At 51.0% G+C, this 18,380-nt stretch carries 15 protein-coding genes; 9 read left to right on the plus strand and 6 right to left on the minus strand.

The genetic code is table 11. From position 1 onward, the window contains the following. Window positions 1-35 precede the first annotated feature (35 nt). From galE to lptF, 3 genes are all read right to left on the minus strand, one after another. Entirely contained in the window at window positions 36-1,049 is a 1,014-nt protein-coding gene (gene galE / locus HZU75_RS05340) for a UDP-glucose 4-epimerase GalE (RefSeq protein WP_180308124.1), read from the minus strand. 139 nt (window positions 1,050-1,188) lie between these two features. After that, window positions 1,189-2,265 (minus strand): LPS export ABC transporter permease LptG, encoded by a 1,077-nt coding sequence (gene lptG / locus HZU75_RS05345; RefSeq protein ID WP_180308125.1) that lies wholly within the window; start codon window positions 2,263-2,265, stop codon window positions 1,189-1,191. After that, entirely contained in the window at window positions 2,265-3,326 is a 1,062-nt protein-coding gene (gene lptF / locus HZU75_RS05350; protein WP_180308126.1) for an LPS export ABC transporter permease LptF, read from the minus strand. Before lptF ends, lptG begins: the two co-directional genes overlap by 1 nt. 184 nt (window positions 3,327-3,510) lie before the next feature. Between lptF and HZU75_RS05355 the strand changes: the two genes are divergently transcribed. From HZU75_RS05355 to HZU75_RS05395, 9 genes are all read left to right on the plus strand, one after another. Next, on the plus strand, window positions 3,511-4,974 hold the full coding sequence (locus HZU75_RS05355; RefSeq protein WP_180308127.1) for a leucyl aminopeptidase: 1,464 nt from the start codon (window positions 3,511-3,513) through the stop codon (window positions 4,972-4,974). A 62-nt stretch (window positions 4,975-5,036) separates the two neighbouring features. Continuing rightward, window positions 5,037-5,462, plus strand: coding sequence for a DNA polymerase III subunit chi (locus tag HZU75_RS05360; protein WP_180308128.1), 426 nt, complete (start codon window positions 5,037-5,039; stop codon window positions 5,460-5,462). Window positions 5,463-5,496: 34 nt separating this feature from the next. After that, window positions 5,497-7,299: a hypothetical protein gene (locus HZU75_RS05365; protein ID WP_180308129.1), complete on the plus strand. Its 1,803-nt coding sequence runs from the start codon at window positions 5,497-5,499 to the stop codon at window positions 7,297-7,299. 111 nt (window positions 7,300-7,410) lie between these two features. Then, window positions 7,411-10,227: a valine--tRNA ligase gene (locus HZU75_RS05370; RefSeq protein ID WP_180308130.1), complete on the plus strand. Its 2,817-nt coding sequence runs from the start codon at window positions 7,411-7,413 to the stop codon at window positions 10,225-10,227. Between the two features lie 169 nt (window positions 10,228-10,396). Continuing rightward, window positions 10,397-12,292, plus strand: coding sequence for a putative bifunctional diguanylate cyclase/phosphodiesterase (locus tag HZU75_RS05375; RefSeq protein WP_180308131.1), 1,896 nt, complete (start codon window positions 10,397-10,399; stop codon window positions 12,290-12,292). A 25-nt stretch (window positions 12,293-12,317) separates the two neighbouring features. After that, window positions 12,318-12,788: a NanQ anomerase/TabA/YiaL family protein gene (locus tag HZU75_RS05380; protein ID WP_180308132.1), complete on the plus strand. Its 471-nt coding sequence runs from the start codon at window positions 12,318-12,320 to the stop codon at window positions 12,786-12,788. 105 nt (window positions 12,789-12,893) lie between these two features. Beyond that, window positions 12,894-13,493, plus strand: coding sequence for a LemA family protein (locus HZU75_RS05385; protein WP_373279635.1), 600 nt, complete (start codon window positions 12,894-12,896; stop codon window positions 13,491-13,493). After that, window positions 13,494-14,342: a TPM domain-containing protein gene (locus HZU75_RS05390; protein WP_180308133.1), complete on the plus strand. Its 849-nt coding sequence runs from the start codon at window positions 13,494-13,496 to the stop codon at window positions 14,340-14,342. After that, a complete protein-coding gene (locus HZU75_RS05395; protein ID WP_180308134.1) occupies window positions 14,342-14,851 on the plus strand; it encodes a TPM domain-containing protein in 510 nt (169 codons plus the stop codon). Before HZU75_RS05390 ends, HZU75_RS05395 begins: the two co-directional genes overlap by 1 nt. Window positions 14,852-14,910: 59 nt before the next feature. Here HZU75_RS05395 and HZU75_RS05400 read toward each other — a convergent pair whose 3' ends face one another. The 3 genes from HZU75_RS05400 to HZU75_RS05410 form a co-directional block, all read right to left on the minus strand. Continuing rightward, complete coding sequence (locus tag HZU75_RS05400; protein WP_180308135.1) at window positions 14,911-16,878, minus strand: EAL domain-containing protein; 1,968 nt, start codon at window positions 16,876-16,878, stop codon at window positions 14,911-14,913. Window positions 16,879-16,915: 37 nt separating this feature from the next. Beyond that, a complete protein-coding gene (locus HZU75_RS05405; protein WP_228028204.1) occupies window positions 16,916-17,608 on the minus strand; it encodes a transglutaminase-like cysteine peptidase in 693 nt (230 codons plus the stop codon). A gap of 68 nt (window positions 17,609-17,676) precedes the next feature. Beyond that, on the minus strand, window positions 17,677-18,330 hold the full coding sequence (locus HZU75_RS05410) for a helix-turn-helix transcriptional regulator (RefSeq protein ID WP_180308136.1): 654 nt from the start codon (window positions 18,328-18,330) through the stop codon (window positions 17,677-17,679). Window positions 18,331-18,380: the final 50 nt, after the last annotated feature.

The following is an 18,380-nucleotide window of genomic DNA, read 5'->3' on the forward strand; positions in this document are numbered from 1 at the left end:
GTTGGCAAAGCCCGCCGACTCAAGTTTAGTGCGGCTTAAGCTGCGTAGCCATTCGGATTGCCGCTTTGCCAGCGCCAGCTATCGTTGCACATATCTTGCAGATTTTTCTCAGCGCGCCAGCCTAGCTGCTCGAAAGCGGCTTTGGGATCAGCATAGCAGGCAGCAATATCGCCGGGGCGACGCGCGACGATTTGATAGGGCACCGGGCGGCCCGACGCAGTTTCAAAGGCTTTCACCATATCCAGCACCGAATAACCGATACCGGTCCCCAGATTCACCGTAACATTACCCGGGTTGGTGGCGAGTTTTTGCAAAGCTTTTACGTGGCCTTTGGCCAGATCAACCACGTGAATATAATCGCGCACACCGGTACCATCCGGCGTAGCATAATCGCCGCCGAATACCGACAGTTGTTCACGCTTGCCCACCGCGACCTGCGTCACAAATGGCATCAGATTATTTGGAATCCCTTGTGGATCTTCACCAATCAAACCGCTTTCATGCGCGCCAACGGGGTTGAAGTAGCGCAATAGCGCGATATTCCAGCTCGGATCCGCCACACGCAAATCGCGCAGCATATCTTCGATCATCAATTTGCTGCGCCCGTATGGGTTGGTCGCTGACAGTGGGAAATGCTCCAAAATCGGCACGGCATGCGGATCGCCATAGACGGTGGCGCTCGATGAAAACACCAGATTTTTAACGCCCGCTTTTTTCATCGCATCAAGCAAGCGCAGCGTACCCACGACGTTGTTGTCGTAATATTCCAGTGGTTTGGCCACCGATTCGCCAACGGCTTTCCAACCGGCAAAATGTACTACCGCACTAAAAGGGTATTGCGCCAGCGCGGCATCCATCGCTGCTGAATCACGAATATCACCTTCAATGCACAGCACGTCTTGGCCGGTAATAGTTTTGATCCGGTTTAAGACTTCGGGGTTGGAATTGTAAAAATTATCAAAGATGACAGGCACAAAACCTGAATTCAATAATTCTATATAGGTATGTGAACCAATATAACCTGCACCGCCAGTTAGTAAGACATACATACAGTAGGTATCCAATAAACAATCAAAAATCGATTTTTACCAACACTCAAGCTACTCAATCGGAGCGTGGTAAGTGGGAAATTCAACTTGGTTGCGGCAATAACCAACTTAGCTTTGCTAAATCAGCCATCGATCGCACTTAACTCTTTTCTTGTCGCCACAGGAAATAGCCTGCCAGCGCCGAGAGTGCCATCGTTGGCAAGGCTGCCGCCAGCAGCGGCGGCAAGCGATACAGCTCACCGACATACGCCATCATCTGATTGATGAAATTAAATGACACGCCCAGCAAAATCCCTAGGAAGATTTTCACACCCACATTACCACTGCGGCGCTGGCCTAGTGCAAAAGGCAGCGCAATCAACATCATGGCTAAACAGGCTAGTGGATAAAATATTTTCCCCCACATTGCTAACTCGTAGCGGATAGTACTTTGCTTGTTTTCTTGCAAATGCCCAATGTATTGGATGAGCGCACTCACCGACATATCACGCGGTTTGATCATTAACACCGCCAACATTTTCGGCTCGATTTGCGCCGCCCAGGGTAGTTTGGCTTGCTGTGTCACCTGCACGGTATCGACAAAAAACCGAGTTTGCGTGACTTCCTCTAGTTGCCAGTTACCGTTGCCTTGATAACGGGCACGAGCGGCATCGATAATTTTCAGTAATTGGTGCCCGTTATCGTGCACATAGACCCGCAAACCTTGCAAACTATAATCGGGCTGCATGGCAGCCACATTAATAATTTGGTCGCCATTTTTTACCCATACCCCAGAACGAAAACGACCAAACATAACCGCTTGCTTAGCTGCGACTTGATAACGCGTGGCCGCATCATTGGTTTGTGGTGCCAAATATTCCCCGACAGCAAAGGTCAACGCGCCAAAAAAGATGCCCCCCACCGTGAGCCAGCCACAGAAACGTAAGATCGATACGCCAGCAGCCCGCATCACCGTAATTTGCGAGCTGTCCGCCAGCCCAGACAACGCAAAAATACTGCCAATCAGCAAGGATACGGGCAGCAAATCATAAATCCGCGATGGCGACTCCAGCAGCACATACACAAAGGCATGATGCAGGCGATAACCATCTCGTCCGACATCTTTTAATTCGGCAATCAAATCAAAAAAGACAAACAAGCCCAGCAGCACCAGCAAAGTGAGCAGTACATGCCAAATAATCGAGCGCAGAACATAACGACCAAGGCGATTCATCATTAACCCCTCACCTTGCTACGCCAGATATATAAACCGGCAGTGAGGGCCGCCATCAAACCATGCAACGGCCACATCCCAACCACCCCCGGTATTTTTCCTGCGGCAATCCAGGCCTGCAGCACATTGATCGCGTTGTAGTAAGAAAATGCCAAAATGGCCGCAAACAAGATATGAAAAGAGCGCCCACCACGCGGGTTCGCAAACGCCAGCGGGATCGCGGCCAACATTAAAATCAAGGCCTGAATCGGTAAGGCCAAGCGCCAATGCAACTCGGCCCAGCGCTGCGGGTTAAGCTCTTTGATTAACTCTACGGTTTTAGTCGCCTCGGTTGCGGGGCTAATCACCGGGGTAGATGGATCATCAATCCGAATTTTGCCTTCTTCAAAACGCAAAATATCGTATTGCGCCTGCCCGGGAATCCCTTGATAGGCCTTGGCCTGCTTAAGCCACATCCAGCGGTCACCATGCTCATCAATTTCCACCCCGCCTCGATCAGCCAGCACGGTGCTCACTTTGCCATCGCGACGAATTTGCAAAAACACATTCTCGCCAAAACCACGTTCCGGCGAGAAGTTTTCGATGAAGTACACCCGATCAGCCCCTTTAGACTCACGAAAAACTCCAGGCGCAACCTGGGTGACTTCCTGATTTTTTAAGCTCGCTTCGCGATATTCTTTCCCTTTGAGTTGTGCCCACGGCGAAACACCCAGTGACAGTGCGCCAATTAACACCACCACCGGCAAACCCATTAGCAACACGGGCGGAATAAAGCTGTAGATTGAACGTCCGGCAGAAAACCAAACAAACATCTCATGGTCTTTCCATAGCCGGGTAATCACCGACAAAATCGTAATAAATAACATCAGCGAAAATAAGGTCGGCAAATAGCGCACGGCAGTAAAGCCCATCACGGCCCACACGGCCGAGGAAGCAAGCGCTCCCAGCGCGGCTTCACCCAGCAGGCGGACAATCTGCGAGGTCATTACAATCAGCATTAAAACGATAAAGAGGGCGAAAGCCATCCAAGTCATTTCATGGATTAGGGTTTTACGAAATAGCATTGCCAAAAAAATCCAAAAGTTTGCACGCAAGGCGCACAGCCACAGACAGCATGAGTAAAGACGGCAAGGCGATGCGGCGCCACGTAAATAGTTTTGCCTGACTACCAAAGATTTGTCTTTTGACTTGGGGCTAGGGTAAGAGAATAATCGCTTTAAATTTTAGAATATCTAATTGGAGCTTCAGATGGAATTTACCATAGTTTCGCCAACGCCCGAGTCTGCCGACTGCCTAGTTTTACCAGTTTTAGGTGAAAAACTGCCAACACTGGGTAAAGAGCTTGATACCACCTCCGGCGGTATTTTAAGCCAGGCGATCAAAGATGGCGAATTAGCTGCAAAAGCAGCATCCGTACTGACGTTGGGTTTACCTGCTGGCTTAGGGTTCAAACGCGTAGTATTGGTGCAGCTGAGCAAAGAGCCAAACGATAAAGTAGTTCGTGATAGCGCGCGCTCGCTCGCTAAAGCCCTGGTGGCAAGTCAAAACCAGACCGCCTGCGTTGCACTATCGGCAGCGGGTTACAAAAAACAGGATCAGAAAGCCACGGCGCAAGAAATTGTGAATGCGCTGATGCTCGAAGTGTACCGCTTTGATCAATTCAAATCGGATGCCGCGCCGGCCCCTAAACTCGAACTCGTTAGCCTGTTGGCGCCGAAAAAAGGTGATCTGGACGACATCGAAGCGGGTTTGGTATACGGTTTGGCACTCGGCCACGGCATGAATTTGACCCGCGATTTGGGCAATTTACCACCGAACGTTTGCACACCAGACTATCTGGCCGCAACCGCGCAGCACTTGGCACATACATACGATTTTTCATGCCATGTACTGGAGCAGGAAGAGCTTGAAACCCTGAAAATGGGCTCTTTCCTTTCGGTAGCCAAAGGCTCGATCGTACCGCCAAAATTCATCGTGATGGAATATCACAACGCAGATAAAAAACAAAAGCCAGTCGCGCTGGTAGGCAAAGGCATTACCTTTGACTCGGGCGGTATTTCTCTCAAGCCCGGCGAAGGTATGGACGAGATGAAATACGATATGTGCGGCGCGGCAACCGTACTGGGCGTCTTCCGAGCGGTGGCAGAGTTGGATTTGAAAATCAATCTGGTTGGCATCATTCCTGCGTGCGAAAACATGCCAGCGGGTAATGCCGTTAAACCAGGCGATATCGTCACCAGTATGAGCGGTCAAACGATTGAAATTTTGAATACCGATGCCGAAGGCCGTTTGATTTTGTGCGACGCGCTGACGTATGTGCAGCGTTTTGAGCCTGCCGCCGTGATTGACATCGCAACGCTGACCGGCGCGTGTATCATTGCGCTCGGCCACACGACGACTGGTTTGTTTGCCAATGATGATGAACTGGCTGATGCTTTGCTCGCAGCATCGAAAGACAGCGACGACAAAGCATGGCGCATGCCGCTGTTTGACGAATACCAAGAGCAGCTTAAATCCAATTTTGCCGATATGGCCAATATTGGCGGTCGTCCAGCGGGCTCGATCACTGCGGCGGCATTCTTGTCGCGCTTTGTGAAAGAGCAGAAATGGGCGCACTTGGATATCGCCGGTACCGCGTGGAAATCGGGAGCAGCCAAAGGCGCTACCGGCCGCCCTGTGCCATTATTGCTGCAATATCTCTCTAAGCTATAAAGATAAGGGTATATGTCTGTAGATCAACACCAAAAAGATTCACAACCATATACCCATAAAAAATGACTGAAATTTCGTTTTATTTTAATGTGCGTTCCCGCGAAACGGCGCTATGCCAGCTCGCGGGGAAGGCACTGGCTGCCGGCAAAAGCATTTGCATTTTGACCGGCTCACCCGCCGCCTCACAGGCGCTGGATCGCCTATTGTGGGAAATCCCAGCTACCGGCTTTTTGCCGCACTGCAGCTTTGACGCACCGATTGCGTCACAAACCCCAATTATTCTTGATCATCGCGTTGAATTGATGAGCCCACGCGATGTGCTATTTAACTGGACCGCTCACGTTGCACCCCGCTTTAGTGAGTTCGGTCGCTTGATTGAAATTGTCGATAGCGACGAAGAATTACGGCTAGCCGCACGCCAACGCTGGGCCGCTTACAAACAATTGGGCTTTAGCCCAAATGCAACGGATATGTCAGCATTAACTTGATATGTCACTCAAACCTTGCAGGAGCGACTGAGTCGTGGCCGATCAGAATCAAACACCGAATAATGATTCGGTAAACCCACTATTCAATAAAATGGATGCGCTGATGGCGCGTCATCGCAATGGCCCAGCCGCCAGTTTGGATGACATTCCGGTACTCACCGAGGAAGCGCCCAAAACGATTCCCAGCCTGTTTGATGTGGTTGATGATATTCCGTCGCTCACTGATGTGGTTGAGCCCAATTTGGCGGCTAAAATTGCCAGCTTAGAGCTCGAATGGGCCATTGATCATCATGAACCTGATATTAGCCATCTGGACGATGAGATCATTGCGCCACCTCCCAAGGCCAAGCCAAGCTCGCTCACCATCGACCCACTGCCGTTCCAAAAGACGGTTGAAGTCTTAAGTGCGGCCACTGAGCCCTTACTGGCGGCCAGCTCAATCCAGGCCCATCCAGCGCCCGCGCCAGTGGCAGCCCCTGCGGAGCCTGACGAATATCTAAGCATTCCACGCCTACCGGAAGCACCGCGCCACATTGCCGCCCCAGTTGTTGAGCCGGCCTTTTTAGATTTGCCCATGCTGGATTTGGACGAGCTGACCCGCGCTCCCACCCCTGATTATTTAGATCTACCGGTACTAGACACTCGCAGCAAGCGTGATCTAGTCAGCAGCAGCCCCAGTGAGCATTTTATCGCCACCGATTTGATTTTACCGCTGGATGAACTCCCTGCTGAACCCGCAGCAGCCATTGCTGACTTTGCCCATATTCTGGCAGAAACCAGCCTTGCGGCCGCAGAAGTGCCACATCTGGATCTGGATGCGATTTTGGCCACTGAACTGAGCGGCAGCGAGCCAGTAGCAACGACCAGCACCGAGGAAGAATGCCTTGAAGAGGCCATAGCGCCTCAAGCTGAAACCGAGGATGTAGCAATCCAAGCTACAAATGCCAGCCATCTGGATCATGCAAACCACGAGCCAGTAGACGCAATACTAACTTCTTCCCCACCAAGCATGTTAGCTGACGAGGAGCTGGAGATCAGTCTTGAACTCGATGACGAGCCAGATACCGCGGCAGAGATCACGCAAGACAGTACTAACGGCACGAGCCATCACTGGCAGCAAAGTAGAGCGAGCAGCGACGAAACCGAAGAAATAATTTATGAAATTAATCTGGACGATGACTTTGAAACCGAGACTACACCAGTAGTAGCTGCTATTGAGCAAACTGATTTCGCGCCCCCATCACACGCGAGCACAACGATCAGCAATAGCCCCGCAACTCTAGTCTGGGATGATGAACCGGAGCTGATCATTTATAGCGGCAATGAGATTGAAGCCACTGCTATCAATCTGGATGCACTGGAAAATGAAGAGGCAGCTATAGCTGTTGCCGAGCCTGAACAGCCAAATGACACAGCAAGCCATACCCCGGCAAGTATACTCACAGCAATCAATACTGATGAGACGCCGGGAGATATACATAACATCAATGAGCCAGCACCAATCAAGCCAAGTGCTGAAATCATCGAATTCCCACTCAACACCTTCAGCGTAGCAACGGCCTTACCTGCTGCACCGGATCCGCAGAAAGCCACGCAGATTAGCAGCGATACTGTCGCCGAAATCACCGCGACAGTTGGCGCACAATTGGCGATCGACATGGCCAGCGAGATTGAGCAACTGACCAAACAGCATTTTAGCGCGCTAATGAATCAGTTTTATGGCGAAACCTTGCGCAAACTCACCGAAGAAATTAGCCGTGATTTGGAAGCGCATCTAGCACCTCGAATTGTCGAGCTAGTTGAAGCCGAATTACGCAGCAAGCAGTTAATCGACTAAAGCGTACTCACCCCGGCCAGCCGGGGTGCCACGTTCGCCGCGGCGATCCGCACAGCCCCCCCTTTTCTCGTTTATAATCTGCGGTTTCGCGTTTAATTCGAGCACGCCGCCATGGAACTCGCTAAGAGCTTCGAGCCACAGAATATTGAATCCCGCTGGTACCCGTTCTGGGAAAGCCAAGGTTACTTCCAGCCTAGTATGGACCTCGCGCGCGAGGCCTTTTGTATCCAACTGCCACCACCGAACGTTACCGGTACCTTGCACATGGGCCACGCGTTCAACCAAACCATCATGGATGGTCTGACGCGTTATCACCGCATGCGCGGCGATAATACGCTGTGGTTGCCAGGTACTGACCACGCCGGTATCGCGACGCAAATCGTCGTTGAGCGCAAGCTCGACGCGCAAGGCGTGAGCCGCCACGACTTGGGTCGCAGCGCCTTCCTCGAAAAAGTGTGGGAATGGAAAAAAGAATCGGGCGACACGATTACTAGCCAGATGCGCCGCATGGGCTCGTCGGTGGATTGGAGCCGTGAATACTTCACGATGGACGACAAAATGTCGACCGCCGTGATCGAAGCCTTTGTGCGTCTGTACGAAGAAGGCCTGATTTACCGTGGCAAACGCCTATCGAACTGGGATGCCAAACTAGGCACTGCGATTTCTGATTTGGAAGTGATTTCCGAAGAAGAAAACGGCCATATGTGGCATATCAAATATCCAGTTGTTGGCTCGGATGAATTCATCACCGTGGCGACGACCCGTCCTGAAACTATGCTCGGCGACGTTGCAGTAGCAATTGCCCCGGACGACGAGCGCTTTACGCATTTGCTCGGCAAAATGGTTGAGCTGCCACTGACTGGCCGCCAAATCCCCGTGATTGCCGACGAATACGTCGACAAAGAATTCGGTACTGGTTTTGTCAAAATCACCCCTGCGCACGACTTTAACGACTACCAAGTTGGTAAACGTCACAACACGCAGCTGATCAATGTGATGAGCTTGCAAGCGACCATCCTCGCCAAAGCGCAAGTATTCAGCTTTGACGGCGCGAGTCTTGGCAGCGTTGAATTGCCAGCCGCCTACGCCGGTTTGACAACCGCACAAGCGCGTAAAGCGATGTTGGCGGACTTGGAAGCGCAAGGTCTCTTGCTCGACACCAAACCGCACAAACTGATGGTACCGCGCGGCGATCGTACCGGCACCGTGATCGAGCCATTGCTGACCGACCAGTGGTTTATGGCAATGAGCAAGGCCGATGAAAATGGCCAAAGTATTACCGATAAAGCGCTCGAAGCCGTCCACAGCGGCGAAGTGCAATTTGTCCCGGGCGACTGGGTGAACACCTACAACGCGTGGCTGAATAATATCCAAGACTGGTGTATTTCTCGCCAATTGTGGTGGGGCCATCAAATCCCAGCTTGGTACGACGAAGACGGCCAAGTGTATGTGGCGCGTACCGAAGCGGAAGCCGTTGCCAAAGCAGGCGGCAAGTCAGTAACGCGCGATAACGACGTGCTCGACACGTGGTTTAGCTCGGCGCTGGTGCCTTTCTCTAGCCACGGCTGGCCGAACGAGACGCCAGATCTGCAAGCCTTCTTGCCTTCATCGGTACTCGTGACTGGCTACGACATTATTTTCTTCTGGGTAGCCCGGATGATCATGATGACCAAGCACTTCACCGGCAAAGTGCCGTTCAAACACGTGTACATCCACGGTTTGGTGCGCGATGCCGAAGGCAATAAGATGTCGAAATCCGAAGGTAACGTGCTTGATCCAGTCGATTTGATCGACGGTATCGCGCTCGAGCCTTTGCTGGAAAAACGAACCACCGGTCTACGTCGCCCAGAAAACGCGCCAAAAGTCGCGGCGAAAACGGCGAAAGAATTCCCAGACGGCATTCCAGCCTATGGCGTTGATGCGCTGCGCTTCACCTTTGCGTCGCTCGCCTCACTCGGCCGCTCGATCAACTTCGACCAGAAACGTTGCGATGGCTATCGCAACTTCTGCAACAAAATCTGGAACGCAACGCGTTTTGTGATGATGAATGTCGAAGGCAAAGATTGCGGTCTGGAAGACGGTGCGGAACTGGAATACAGCTTCCCTGATTTGTGGATCATTGGTCGCCTGCAAGAAGCGGAAGCCGCGATCACGCACGCACTCGATACCTTCCGTTTCGACTTGGCCGCGCAAGCGATTTACGAGTTTGTTTGGAATGAATACTGCGACTGGTATATCGAGCTAGCCAAGGTATCTACTCAATTTGGCACAGATACCCAGCAACGCGCAGCACGTCGTACGCTGATTCGCGTGCTCGAAACCATTCTACGCCTTGCGCATCCGATCATGCCTTTCATTACCGAAGAGCTGTGGCAAACCGTTGCCCCACTCGCAGGCAAGAAAGACAGTGATTCACTGATGACCGCGAAATGGCCAGTGGCTGATTTGAGCAAAGTGAACGCCGAGGCGAATACCAAGGTTGAAACCCTGAAAGCCTTGGCGTTTGCAGCACGTAATTTGCGCGGCGAAATGGGCCTGTCACCTGCGGTGAAAGTACCAATGTTCCTCGAAGGTACACCAGAAATGGCCGAGTTCGCGCCGTATCTGAAGCCATTGGCGAAATTGTCGGAAGTGAATATCACGGCCACATTGCCAGCAGGTGATGCGCCTGTGGCCGTGGCTGCATCAGCACTGGGCACGACGCGCATGATGTTGGTGGTAGAAGTGGATAAAGCGGCGGAAACTGCGCGCGTTACCAAGGAAATCGGAAAAACCACCGATGCACGCGAAAAACTCGTCGCCAAGCTGGAAAAACCAGGTTACACCGACAAAGCACCAGCGCATCTGGTTGAGAAAGATCGCGCGCAACTGGCCGAGTTGGACGATAAGCTGGCTAAATTGCATGCACAGCTCGATAAATTGAAGTAAGCTCATGCAGCAGATCAAGCGGCCTTCGGGCCGCTTTTTTTATCACTGTCGTAGCAACATCGGCCAGTCACCACTGGCGCAGCCGTTCCGCGGAAAAACAGCTACACTGTCAGCTTGATTGCTCACTTCAGCACCTGCCTTTAACCCTGAGCCGGATTCGCATCGCGCAATGAAATTTTCGTCCCTGATCAGCAAAGCAAGCAGCTCCAGCGACATACGCCAGCATCGCCTCGGTAACTTTATTGCTATCACCCTTTGCGGGCTGATGTTTAGTACCGTACAGAATATTTATTTCGACAATCTGCACGACGCGACCATTTTTGCCGCGACCTTGGTGCTAGTTGGGTTTGCCTTATTTTTGGCGCGCAGGCGCCACTATGAATACGCAGCCACAGTTTTTACCTTAAGCCTCACCGGCATGATCGCCACCATACATTGGACCAACTCCGGCATTTACGACCCCGGCATGCTGGTCTATCCGGCCTTGATTGTATTTACTGGCCTGCTGTGCGCCCCCTGGCTGTTTGTCCTGCAATTTATCCTCATCCTCAGTAATTTAAGCTTGCTGATTTTGGCTGAAGCACAAGGCTGGCGGGTTTCACGCATTACCCCAGCGGGTATTGGATTTTGGCTGGATACTACGCTAATCATGACGATTATTTCGATTAGCGTTGGCCTGATTATGAAGGACTTTCGTCAGGCATTACGCTCGCTGCAGGCAGAGAATTTACGCGTGTCCAAATCACAAAAAGAAGTGGAGTTTCTGGCCACCCATGACGCGCTCACCCACTTGCCTAATCGCGTTCTAGCGCGTGATCGCTGTGGACACGCACTGGAATTGGCGCGTCGCAACCAGCAAAAAACCGCAGTGTTATTTATTGATTTGGATAATTTCAAAACCATCAACGACTCATTGGGTCATGCTGCTGGCGATATGCTGCTAGTCGAGATGGCAAGGCGTTTACGCAGTTGCGTGCGCCAATCAGATACCGTGGCCCGACAAGGGGGCGATGAGTTTTTGATTATTTTGGATCAAATCGCTCACAGCGATGCCGCTGCCGAGGTGGCTCAGAAAGTAATTCGGGTTTTCTCTGAACCCTTGACGCTCCATCATTTAAGCATCACCGCCACTTGCTCGATCGGAGTAGCCGTTTCAAGTAATGATAGCGATGACTTTGATGGGCTATTACAACGTGCCGATATGGCAATGTATCGCGCCAAAGCAGCCGGACGTAACACGGTCCGAGTTTATGATGAAAGCATGAACACCAAAGCGGCAGAGCAATTGCACCTAGCATCGAAAATGCGTGCGGCTTTGGGTAAGTCTGAATTTACCTTGCACTACCAACCGCAATTTGATTTAAAAACGGGTCAAATCATTGGTGCCGAGGCACTGGTTCGCTGGCGGCATCCTGAGCTGGGATTAGTGCCGCCCGGCAAATTTATTCCGGTTGCAGAGAACTCAGGCTTAATCGTTGAAATGGGTGAATGGATTGTCTTGGAGGCCTGTCGTCAGGCCAAGATTTGGCAAAATGAAGGCTTGGGGCCCATCGTAGTGGGTATCAATATTTCCCCAATTCAATTTCGCCGTGGCGATGTTGAAAAACTGGTGTCGACCGCGCTCAAGCTCACAGAACTGCCCCCTGAATTAGTTGAGCTAGAGTTGACCGAGTCTTTGCTATTGGAAGACTCTGAGCATCTGAAAATTATTCTGCAAAATCTGCGTAGCCTCGGCTTGAGTTTCTCAATTGACGACTTTGGCACGGGCTATTCCAATCTCAGCTATCTAAAACATTTTGAAGTGGAACGCCTTAAGATCGACCAATCATTTATCCGTCGGCTCACTGAAGACGCTCATGATGAAGCGATTGTCAGTGCGATTATTCAAGTGGCCAACAGCCTGCAATTACAGCTGATTGCCGAAGGGATTGAAGATCAAAACACCTTAAATCGTTTAATTGAGCTCGGCTGCGCTCAAGGCCAAGGTTACTATTGGTCGCCCGCCCTGCCCGCAGATGAATTCAAACAATTTGTGCTTCGCCACCGCGCCCAGCTTAGCACTTGATTACCTTCTGTTTTGAGAAAGATACATGTACCTCAGCCACATTCAGCATTCGCAACCTCCGTTACCAGCAGCAATCGAAGCCGCTTTGCAGTATCTGCGTGAAACTGATTTCAGCGCGCTAGCCCCAGGTCGGCACTCTATTCGCGGCGATCAAATGATTGCCATAGTGCAAACGCCGCAAACCCAGCCGTGGGAAACCGGAATGCCCGAATTTCATCAACGCTATATCGATATTCAATATCTGCTCGAAGGCGAAGAAGTGATTGGCTACCATATCGCTCAGCCTGATTTAGCGCTGGTTACTGATCAATTGCTCGAACGCGACATTGCGTTTGTGCACCCGGTGGCCATGGAATCCAAACTTATTTTAAGCCCCGGCATGTTTGCAATTTTCTACCCCGGCGAACTGCATAAACCCTGCCGCAGCCTAACTGCGAGCCAACAAATCAAGAAAATCGTGATTAAAATTGATCACACCCTGCTGGCCAACTTTTAAACTCCAATAAAAAAACCAAGCCACAAGAAAGAGTGAGTCAGCCTATTGTCACCAGAGCCGCGCTGCTGCATGATGCGAGTTACTATCGCACAGTAATGAGGCTCGATGACAATGACCCGCTTAATCATGATGTTAGTTATGCTCAGCAGCTTGAGCGGCTGTGGTTATAACGCCTTGCAGGCACAGGATGAAAACGTTAATGCAGCTTGGTCAGAGGTTTTGAATCAATATCAGCGTCGTGCCGATTTAGTGCCTAATTTGGTGAATGTCGTCAAAGGCTATGCCGCGCATGAAGAAAAAGTGCTCATTGAAGTGACGCAAGCGCGTGCCAAAGTGGGCAGCGTGCAGGCCACCCCTGAGCTAGCCAATAACCCTGCCGCCTTGGCTCAATTTCAAGCCGCGCAGGCGGGGATGAGTTCAGCATTATCCCGCTTGATGGTGGTTGCAGAAAAATATCCCGATCTCAAAGCCAATGAAAGTTTCCGTGACCTATCGGCCCAACTGGAAGGCACCGAAAACCGCATTACTGTTGCGCGTAACCGTTATATCGAGAGCGTCAAAGCATTTAATACCACTGCGCGCTCGTTCCCGACCAATCTCACCGCCAAGTTATTCGACCTGAACCCTAAACCCAACTTTGCGGTAGAAAATGAAAAAGCGCTCTCAAGCGCTCCTCAAGTTGATTTCAATAGTGAGAAGAAGTAAATGCCCCCACTGCGTATGCTCTGGCTACGCTTATTGCTGCTGAGTTGCGGGCTGATACTCGCTAGTATCACGCTAGCAGCACCAGTGGCGATTCCTGAATTACGCACGCAAGTAACCGATCTAAGCAATACTCTGTCGCAATCCGAGCAACAGCAATTGGAAGAGAAACTGCACGCCCTAGAGCAAGCCAAAGGCAGTCAACTGGCGGTATTGATTGTGCCCACCACGGGCGAGGAAACGATTGAGCAATACGGGATTCGGGTGGTGGAAAAATGGCAATTGGGCCGTAAAGGTGTCGATGATGGAGTGCTACTGTTAATTGCCAAAAACGACCGCACGGTTCGCATAGAGGTTGGCCGCGGCTTGGAAGGTGTACTCCCCGATGTGGTAGCAAGCCGAATTATTCGCGAGATCATGGTGCCGGCATTTAAAACGGGCGACTGGGCTGGCGGCATTCAAGCCGGGGTGGCCAAAATGAGTGCGCTCATTCAAGGCGAGGCGCTACCAGCACCAACAGATCAACGCATGGCTCAGCAGTCTAGCGATAACGAATTACCCTTTATTTTATTGGTACCCCTGCTGATCTTCGGCGGCTTCTTGCGCCACGTCCTTGGCTTCTTGGCCAGCTTCATCCTTACTAGCCTGATCGCTAGCCTTGGCTTGATCTACTTCGGCCTCAGTATTCCTATCGCACTGGGTATTGGCGCAGTCCTCGGCCTGATCGTAAGTAGTAAAAGTGGTGGCGTTATTTCATCGGGGCAAGGGCACTGGGGTGGAGGTAGCTCTGGCGGCGGGTTTAGCGGCGGCGGTGGTGGATTTGGCGGCGGGGGCGCATCGGGAAGATGGTAATGCACACGAATTTTGCACGCTGCTGGCAGCAACTACAATTAAACCCATTTCGCTCCAGCTTACGCGATCCAGCGCTGATCAGACGTTTAAGCCAAACAATTGCCCAGGCAGAAGCCGGTCATCGCGGTGAAATTCGCTTAGTAATCGAAGCCCGCTTACCATTAAAACAAGCTTGGCAGGGCCAAACTGCGCGCCAGCGTGCAGTGCAATGGTTTACCGATTTGCACGTTTGGGATACTGAGTGCAATACCGGGATGGTGTTGTATTTATTACTGGCTGAACGAAAAATAGAATTAGTGGCTGATCGCGGCATTGCGGCCCGCGTACCACAAACTCAATGGGATGAAATCTGCCAAAGGTTACAGTCCGATCTAGCGCTAACTCAAATCGAAGTAGGGCTTGCCACTGCGATCACTACCTTAGGGCAATTATTGCAACAACATTTCCCACTAGAGACAGCACAAATTAACCCGAATGAATTGGACAACACCCCGGTGATCGTTCCTTAACCAAAGGTATCTGGCTGCAGCCCATTTAAAATAAAGCCCACCGCAAGATACCCTTAAAATTATAAGCTTGGTGCTTTTTTCCACAGTTCGGTACCACCAACACCAAAGCCCTGCTCGCCATCAACCCGCAGGCTTTCCAGCATGGTCTGCTCGGCCGCTGTTTCGACTGATTTAGCAATTACGGTCAAATCCAATCCGTGTGCGATTTTCACAATGGCATCCATAAAGAATTGATTTTCTCGGTTTTGATCAATTTCTTTAGTAAATGATCCATCCACTTTTAAGTAATGCACTTTCAAGCTACTCAAATACGTGAATGAACTAAAGCCCCGGCCAAAATTATCCAGCCCCACTACCACCCCCAACTCTGCAACCTGCTCGATAAAGCGGCGCAAATCATCAAGCTGCGTTACCGCCTCTTGCTCTGGTAATTCAAAGCAAATTTGTGCAGCTAACTCGGGGGTAGCACTGAGTTTTTTCACCAGCCACGTTACAAACTCAGGGTGCGAAATCGAGGCTGGGAATAAATTGATTGCCAATTTCAAACTTGGGTTTTTATGCAACTCTTGCAAGCATAAATTGATCACCACTCGATCAAACTCTTGAATCAGGCCATGCCGTTTGGCCATGGGCACAAAGAGACCCGCAGGGATTTGCTCTCCTAACTCATCCCGCAAGCGGATGAAGACTTCCTGATGAATTAACTGCTGATCAACCGTATTCACCACTTGGGTATACAGCTCGATGCGCTGCGAGTTAAGTGCTTCCAACAGCACTTCTTTCCATTGGGACGCAGTTAATGAGCCGTGACCATCGAGCGCTTGCGGTGCATAAAAATGCATGCAATTCGGCCCGTTACTTTGCGCCGCCCGCAGGGCCATATCCACTTCAGACAGCCAATTATTTAGTTTCTGCCCGTGATACATCGCCACCCCGATATGCCCAACATCGCTGTAAGGGGTCATACCACGCTCGTGCAGCGTACTTAAACGCTGTGCCAGCAGTGTGCCTAACTGCTTGGCTTGATCTTGATCTAGATCGGCGAAAAAGGCGGCGAACGTATTGCCACTCATCCGGGCCGCAAACGCTTCGTGGCAATCACATTCATCAAGCAAAGTTTTAAGCAAGGCACCGGTTTCGACTAGTAATTGATCGACCACCCGGAAACCTTTTTGATCGTTGATTTCTTTCAAATGGCTGATTTCTAAAAACATGAGCGCACCATGGCTCAATGGCTCATCTGCGGTCATTAATTGCTTCACGTGCATATCAAAATAACGTCGATTTGCCAAACCGGTCAGCGTATCCAGATACGCCTCAGCTCGCATGCGCTCGATACTGGCCGCTTGCTCAGCAAACATTTCTTTTACTTTTTGCGTCATACGGTTCATTGCCTGCACGACACTGCGCAAATCCAGAGTCCACGGCAATTTAGCCTGTTCAGGATATTCACGATTGCAGATGGCTAGCGCCTGCATTTCCACATCACGCAGTGGCCGCAATACAAAGTGCAGAATCACCAAACCAACCAGCAAAGTAAATACCGAAGCCCCCAAAAACCAATACAGTGCGTGCAAACTACTGGCCCACAATGAGGCATAGGCAATCCCGGGGTTGGCGGCAATCTTGACTGTACCCGCTTGCTGCCAGCCGCTGGTCATTAGCGACTCCCCCACCGGAGTTTCAATCGGAAATAGCTGAATAAACCAATCCGGAACATTATTGACGCGGGTGCCGGCTTTTTTCAGAATCAGCGTCTGACCTTCCATGTTGGCAATATGGATTTCACGGTAATAGCCACTATCAAATACTGCATCAACCATGCGCTCAACGACGACTTGATTGTTTTTATCCAAAATCAGCGGGGATAACTGCATACCCAGTGAGGTAGCAGAGTCCTGAGCAATGGTAGTGAGCTGCTCGGTGAGGAAGGCGCGCGAGTTTTCTGCGTTTAAATACACCGTTCCACAAAACAGGAATATAAACAGCGCCACAATCAAAATTACCAGCTGTTTTAGTAAAGTCATTTTGTCCTCCTTGCGGACAAATCCACACGGCTAGCAGCTAATCAAATTCCCGCCCTTGCCGGGCTTTTAATTGATCCCATAAGCTGATTTTGGTTTGCCTTGGCGCGGCATTACCGCTACTACGATCTTTAGCTAGCCACAAACCCTGCCCATTAAAACCATATACAGGCGTTAAATCAGGCCGCTGCGAGGCTGGCTTGATTTCCGGAATCAAATTGTCGAGCACCAAAGGCACGGCTGATGGGCTTGGGTAATAAGTTAAAACCATGTGTGCTAAATTGGCGGGGCCATGGCCAGAGGCCTGCACATATGTGATGCGCAATTTGCTTTCTGATACACCAAGAGCCAACAAAGAGAAATACTTGGCAATGGCAAAATCCTCGCAATCGCCAGCACCCCGCCCTAAAAATTCCACCGGGGTTGCCCAGTAATCCTCAACACCCCAAACCTGACGATCCGGTGCAAAAATAATGCGTTCGTTGAAAAAATTATTCACTGCATTCAGTCGCGCCAATTCATCGCCTTTGGCTCCAGTGCTAAGCAGCTCCTGCCAGCTGGAAAGCCGCTTTTTGGCCTCGGGCCCGTATTTGACTTCTGCTTTATCCAACGTGCTTGAATTGAGCTTATATGGGTTGTCACCGACGGTGGGCGTAGATGAACAGGCGACCAAACCCAAAGCCATGACAAATGCACAGCGACACCAAGGGCGAGTGAGGTCAAATCCCAGCATGGAAGTCTACGAACAAAAAGGGGTAAATCCCGGTATATGCTGGATGCCCCAAAAGCTCAAGGGGAAATTCATGATGCAGAAGAGGAAACATCTTGATTCACTAGCAACGCTAAGTGCACCCTATCATTGAGATGCAGTTTGCTAAAAATGGCACTGAGATGGGTTTTTACGGTGTGGTCGGAAATATTGAGCGCACGGGCAATCAGTTTGTTACTTTCCCCCTGCCCAACCAGTTGTGCGATTTTGCGCTCTTGTGGGGTCAGCACATTTAAGCAGGATTCTGCCACCTTTGACGCACTGGTCGAACTTGGCACGGCAAAGCGCTGCAAACCTTGTAACAGCATAGGCAGCGATTGGTTGGAAACCCAAATCCCCCCTTTAACAGTGACATCGACAATCACTTTCAGCCGTTCATCTTCCAGCTCGGGAGTACAACACGCGCGCACACCACTGGCCAGCCAGCGCAATTCATCCTGAATTTGAAACTCTGCGGCAAATAAACACAGGCAAACACGCGCACTCAGTGGATGCAAATCAGGAAAACTCGGTTCGGCCTCGCACAATGCCAAATCCAGCACGCACAAGCTGGCACTTGGCCATTCCCGCTGGCTTAACTCACTCCAGCGCGAGCAAATCGTTTGCTGTGCACTCGGCAAGTTTAAGCCCCGCCAACGCTCAATTAGCGGCGCATTACGAGATGCAATCACAAAATTGGTAAGCATCGTACCCAACCTTTCGTAACAGAAAGCAGACTAGGGTTTTCCTGTAGTCC

Origin of the sequence: Chitinibacter fontanus (assembly GCF_013423785.1) — a bacterium.
GTDB classification, from domain to species: Bacteria; Pseudomonadota; Gammaproteobacteria; order Burkholderiales; family Chitinibacteraceae; genus Chitinibacter; species Chitinibacter fontanus.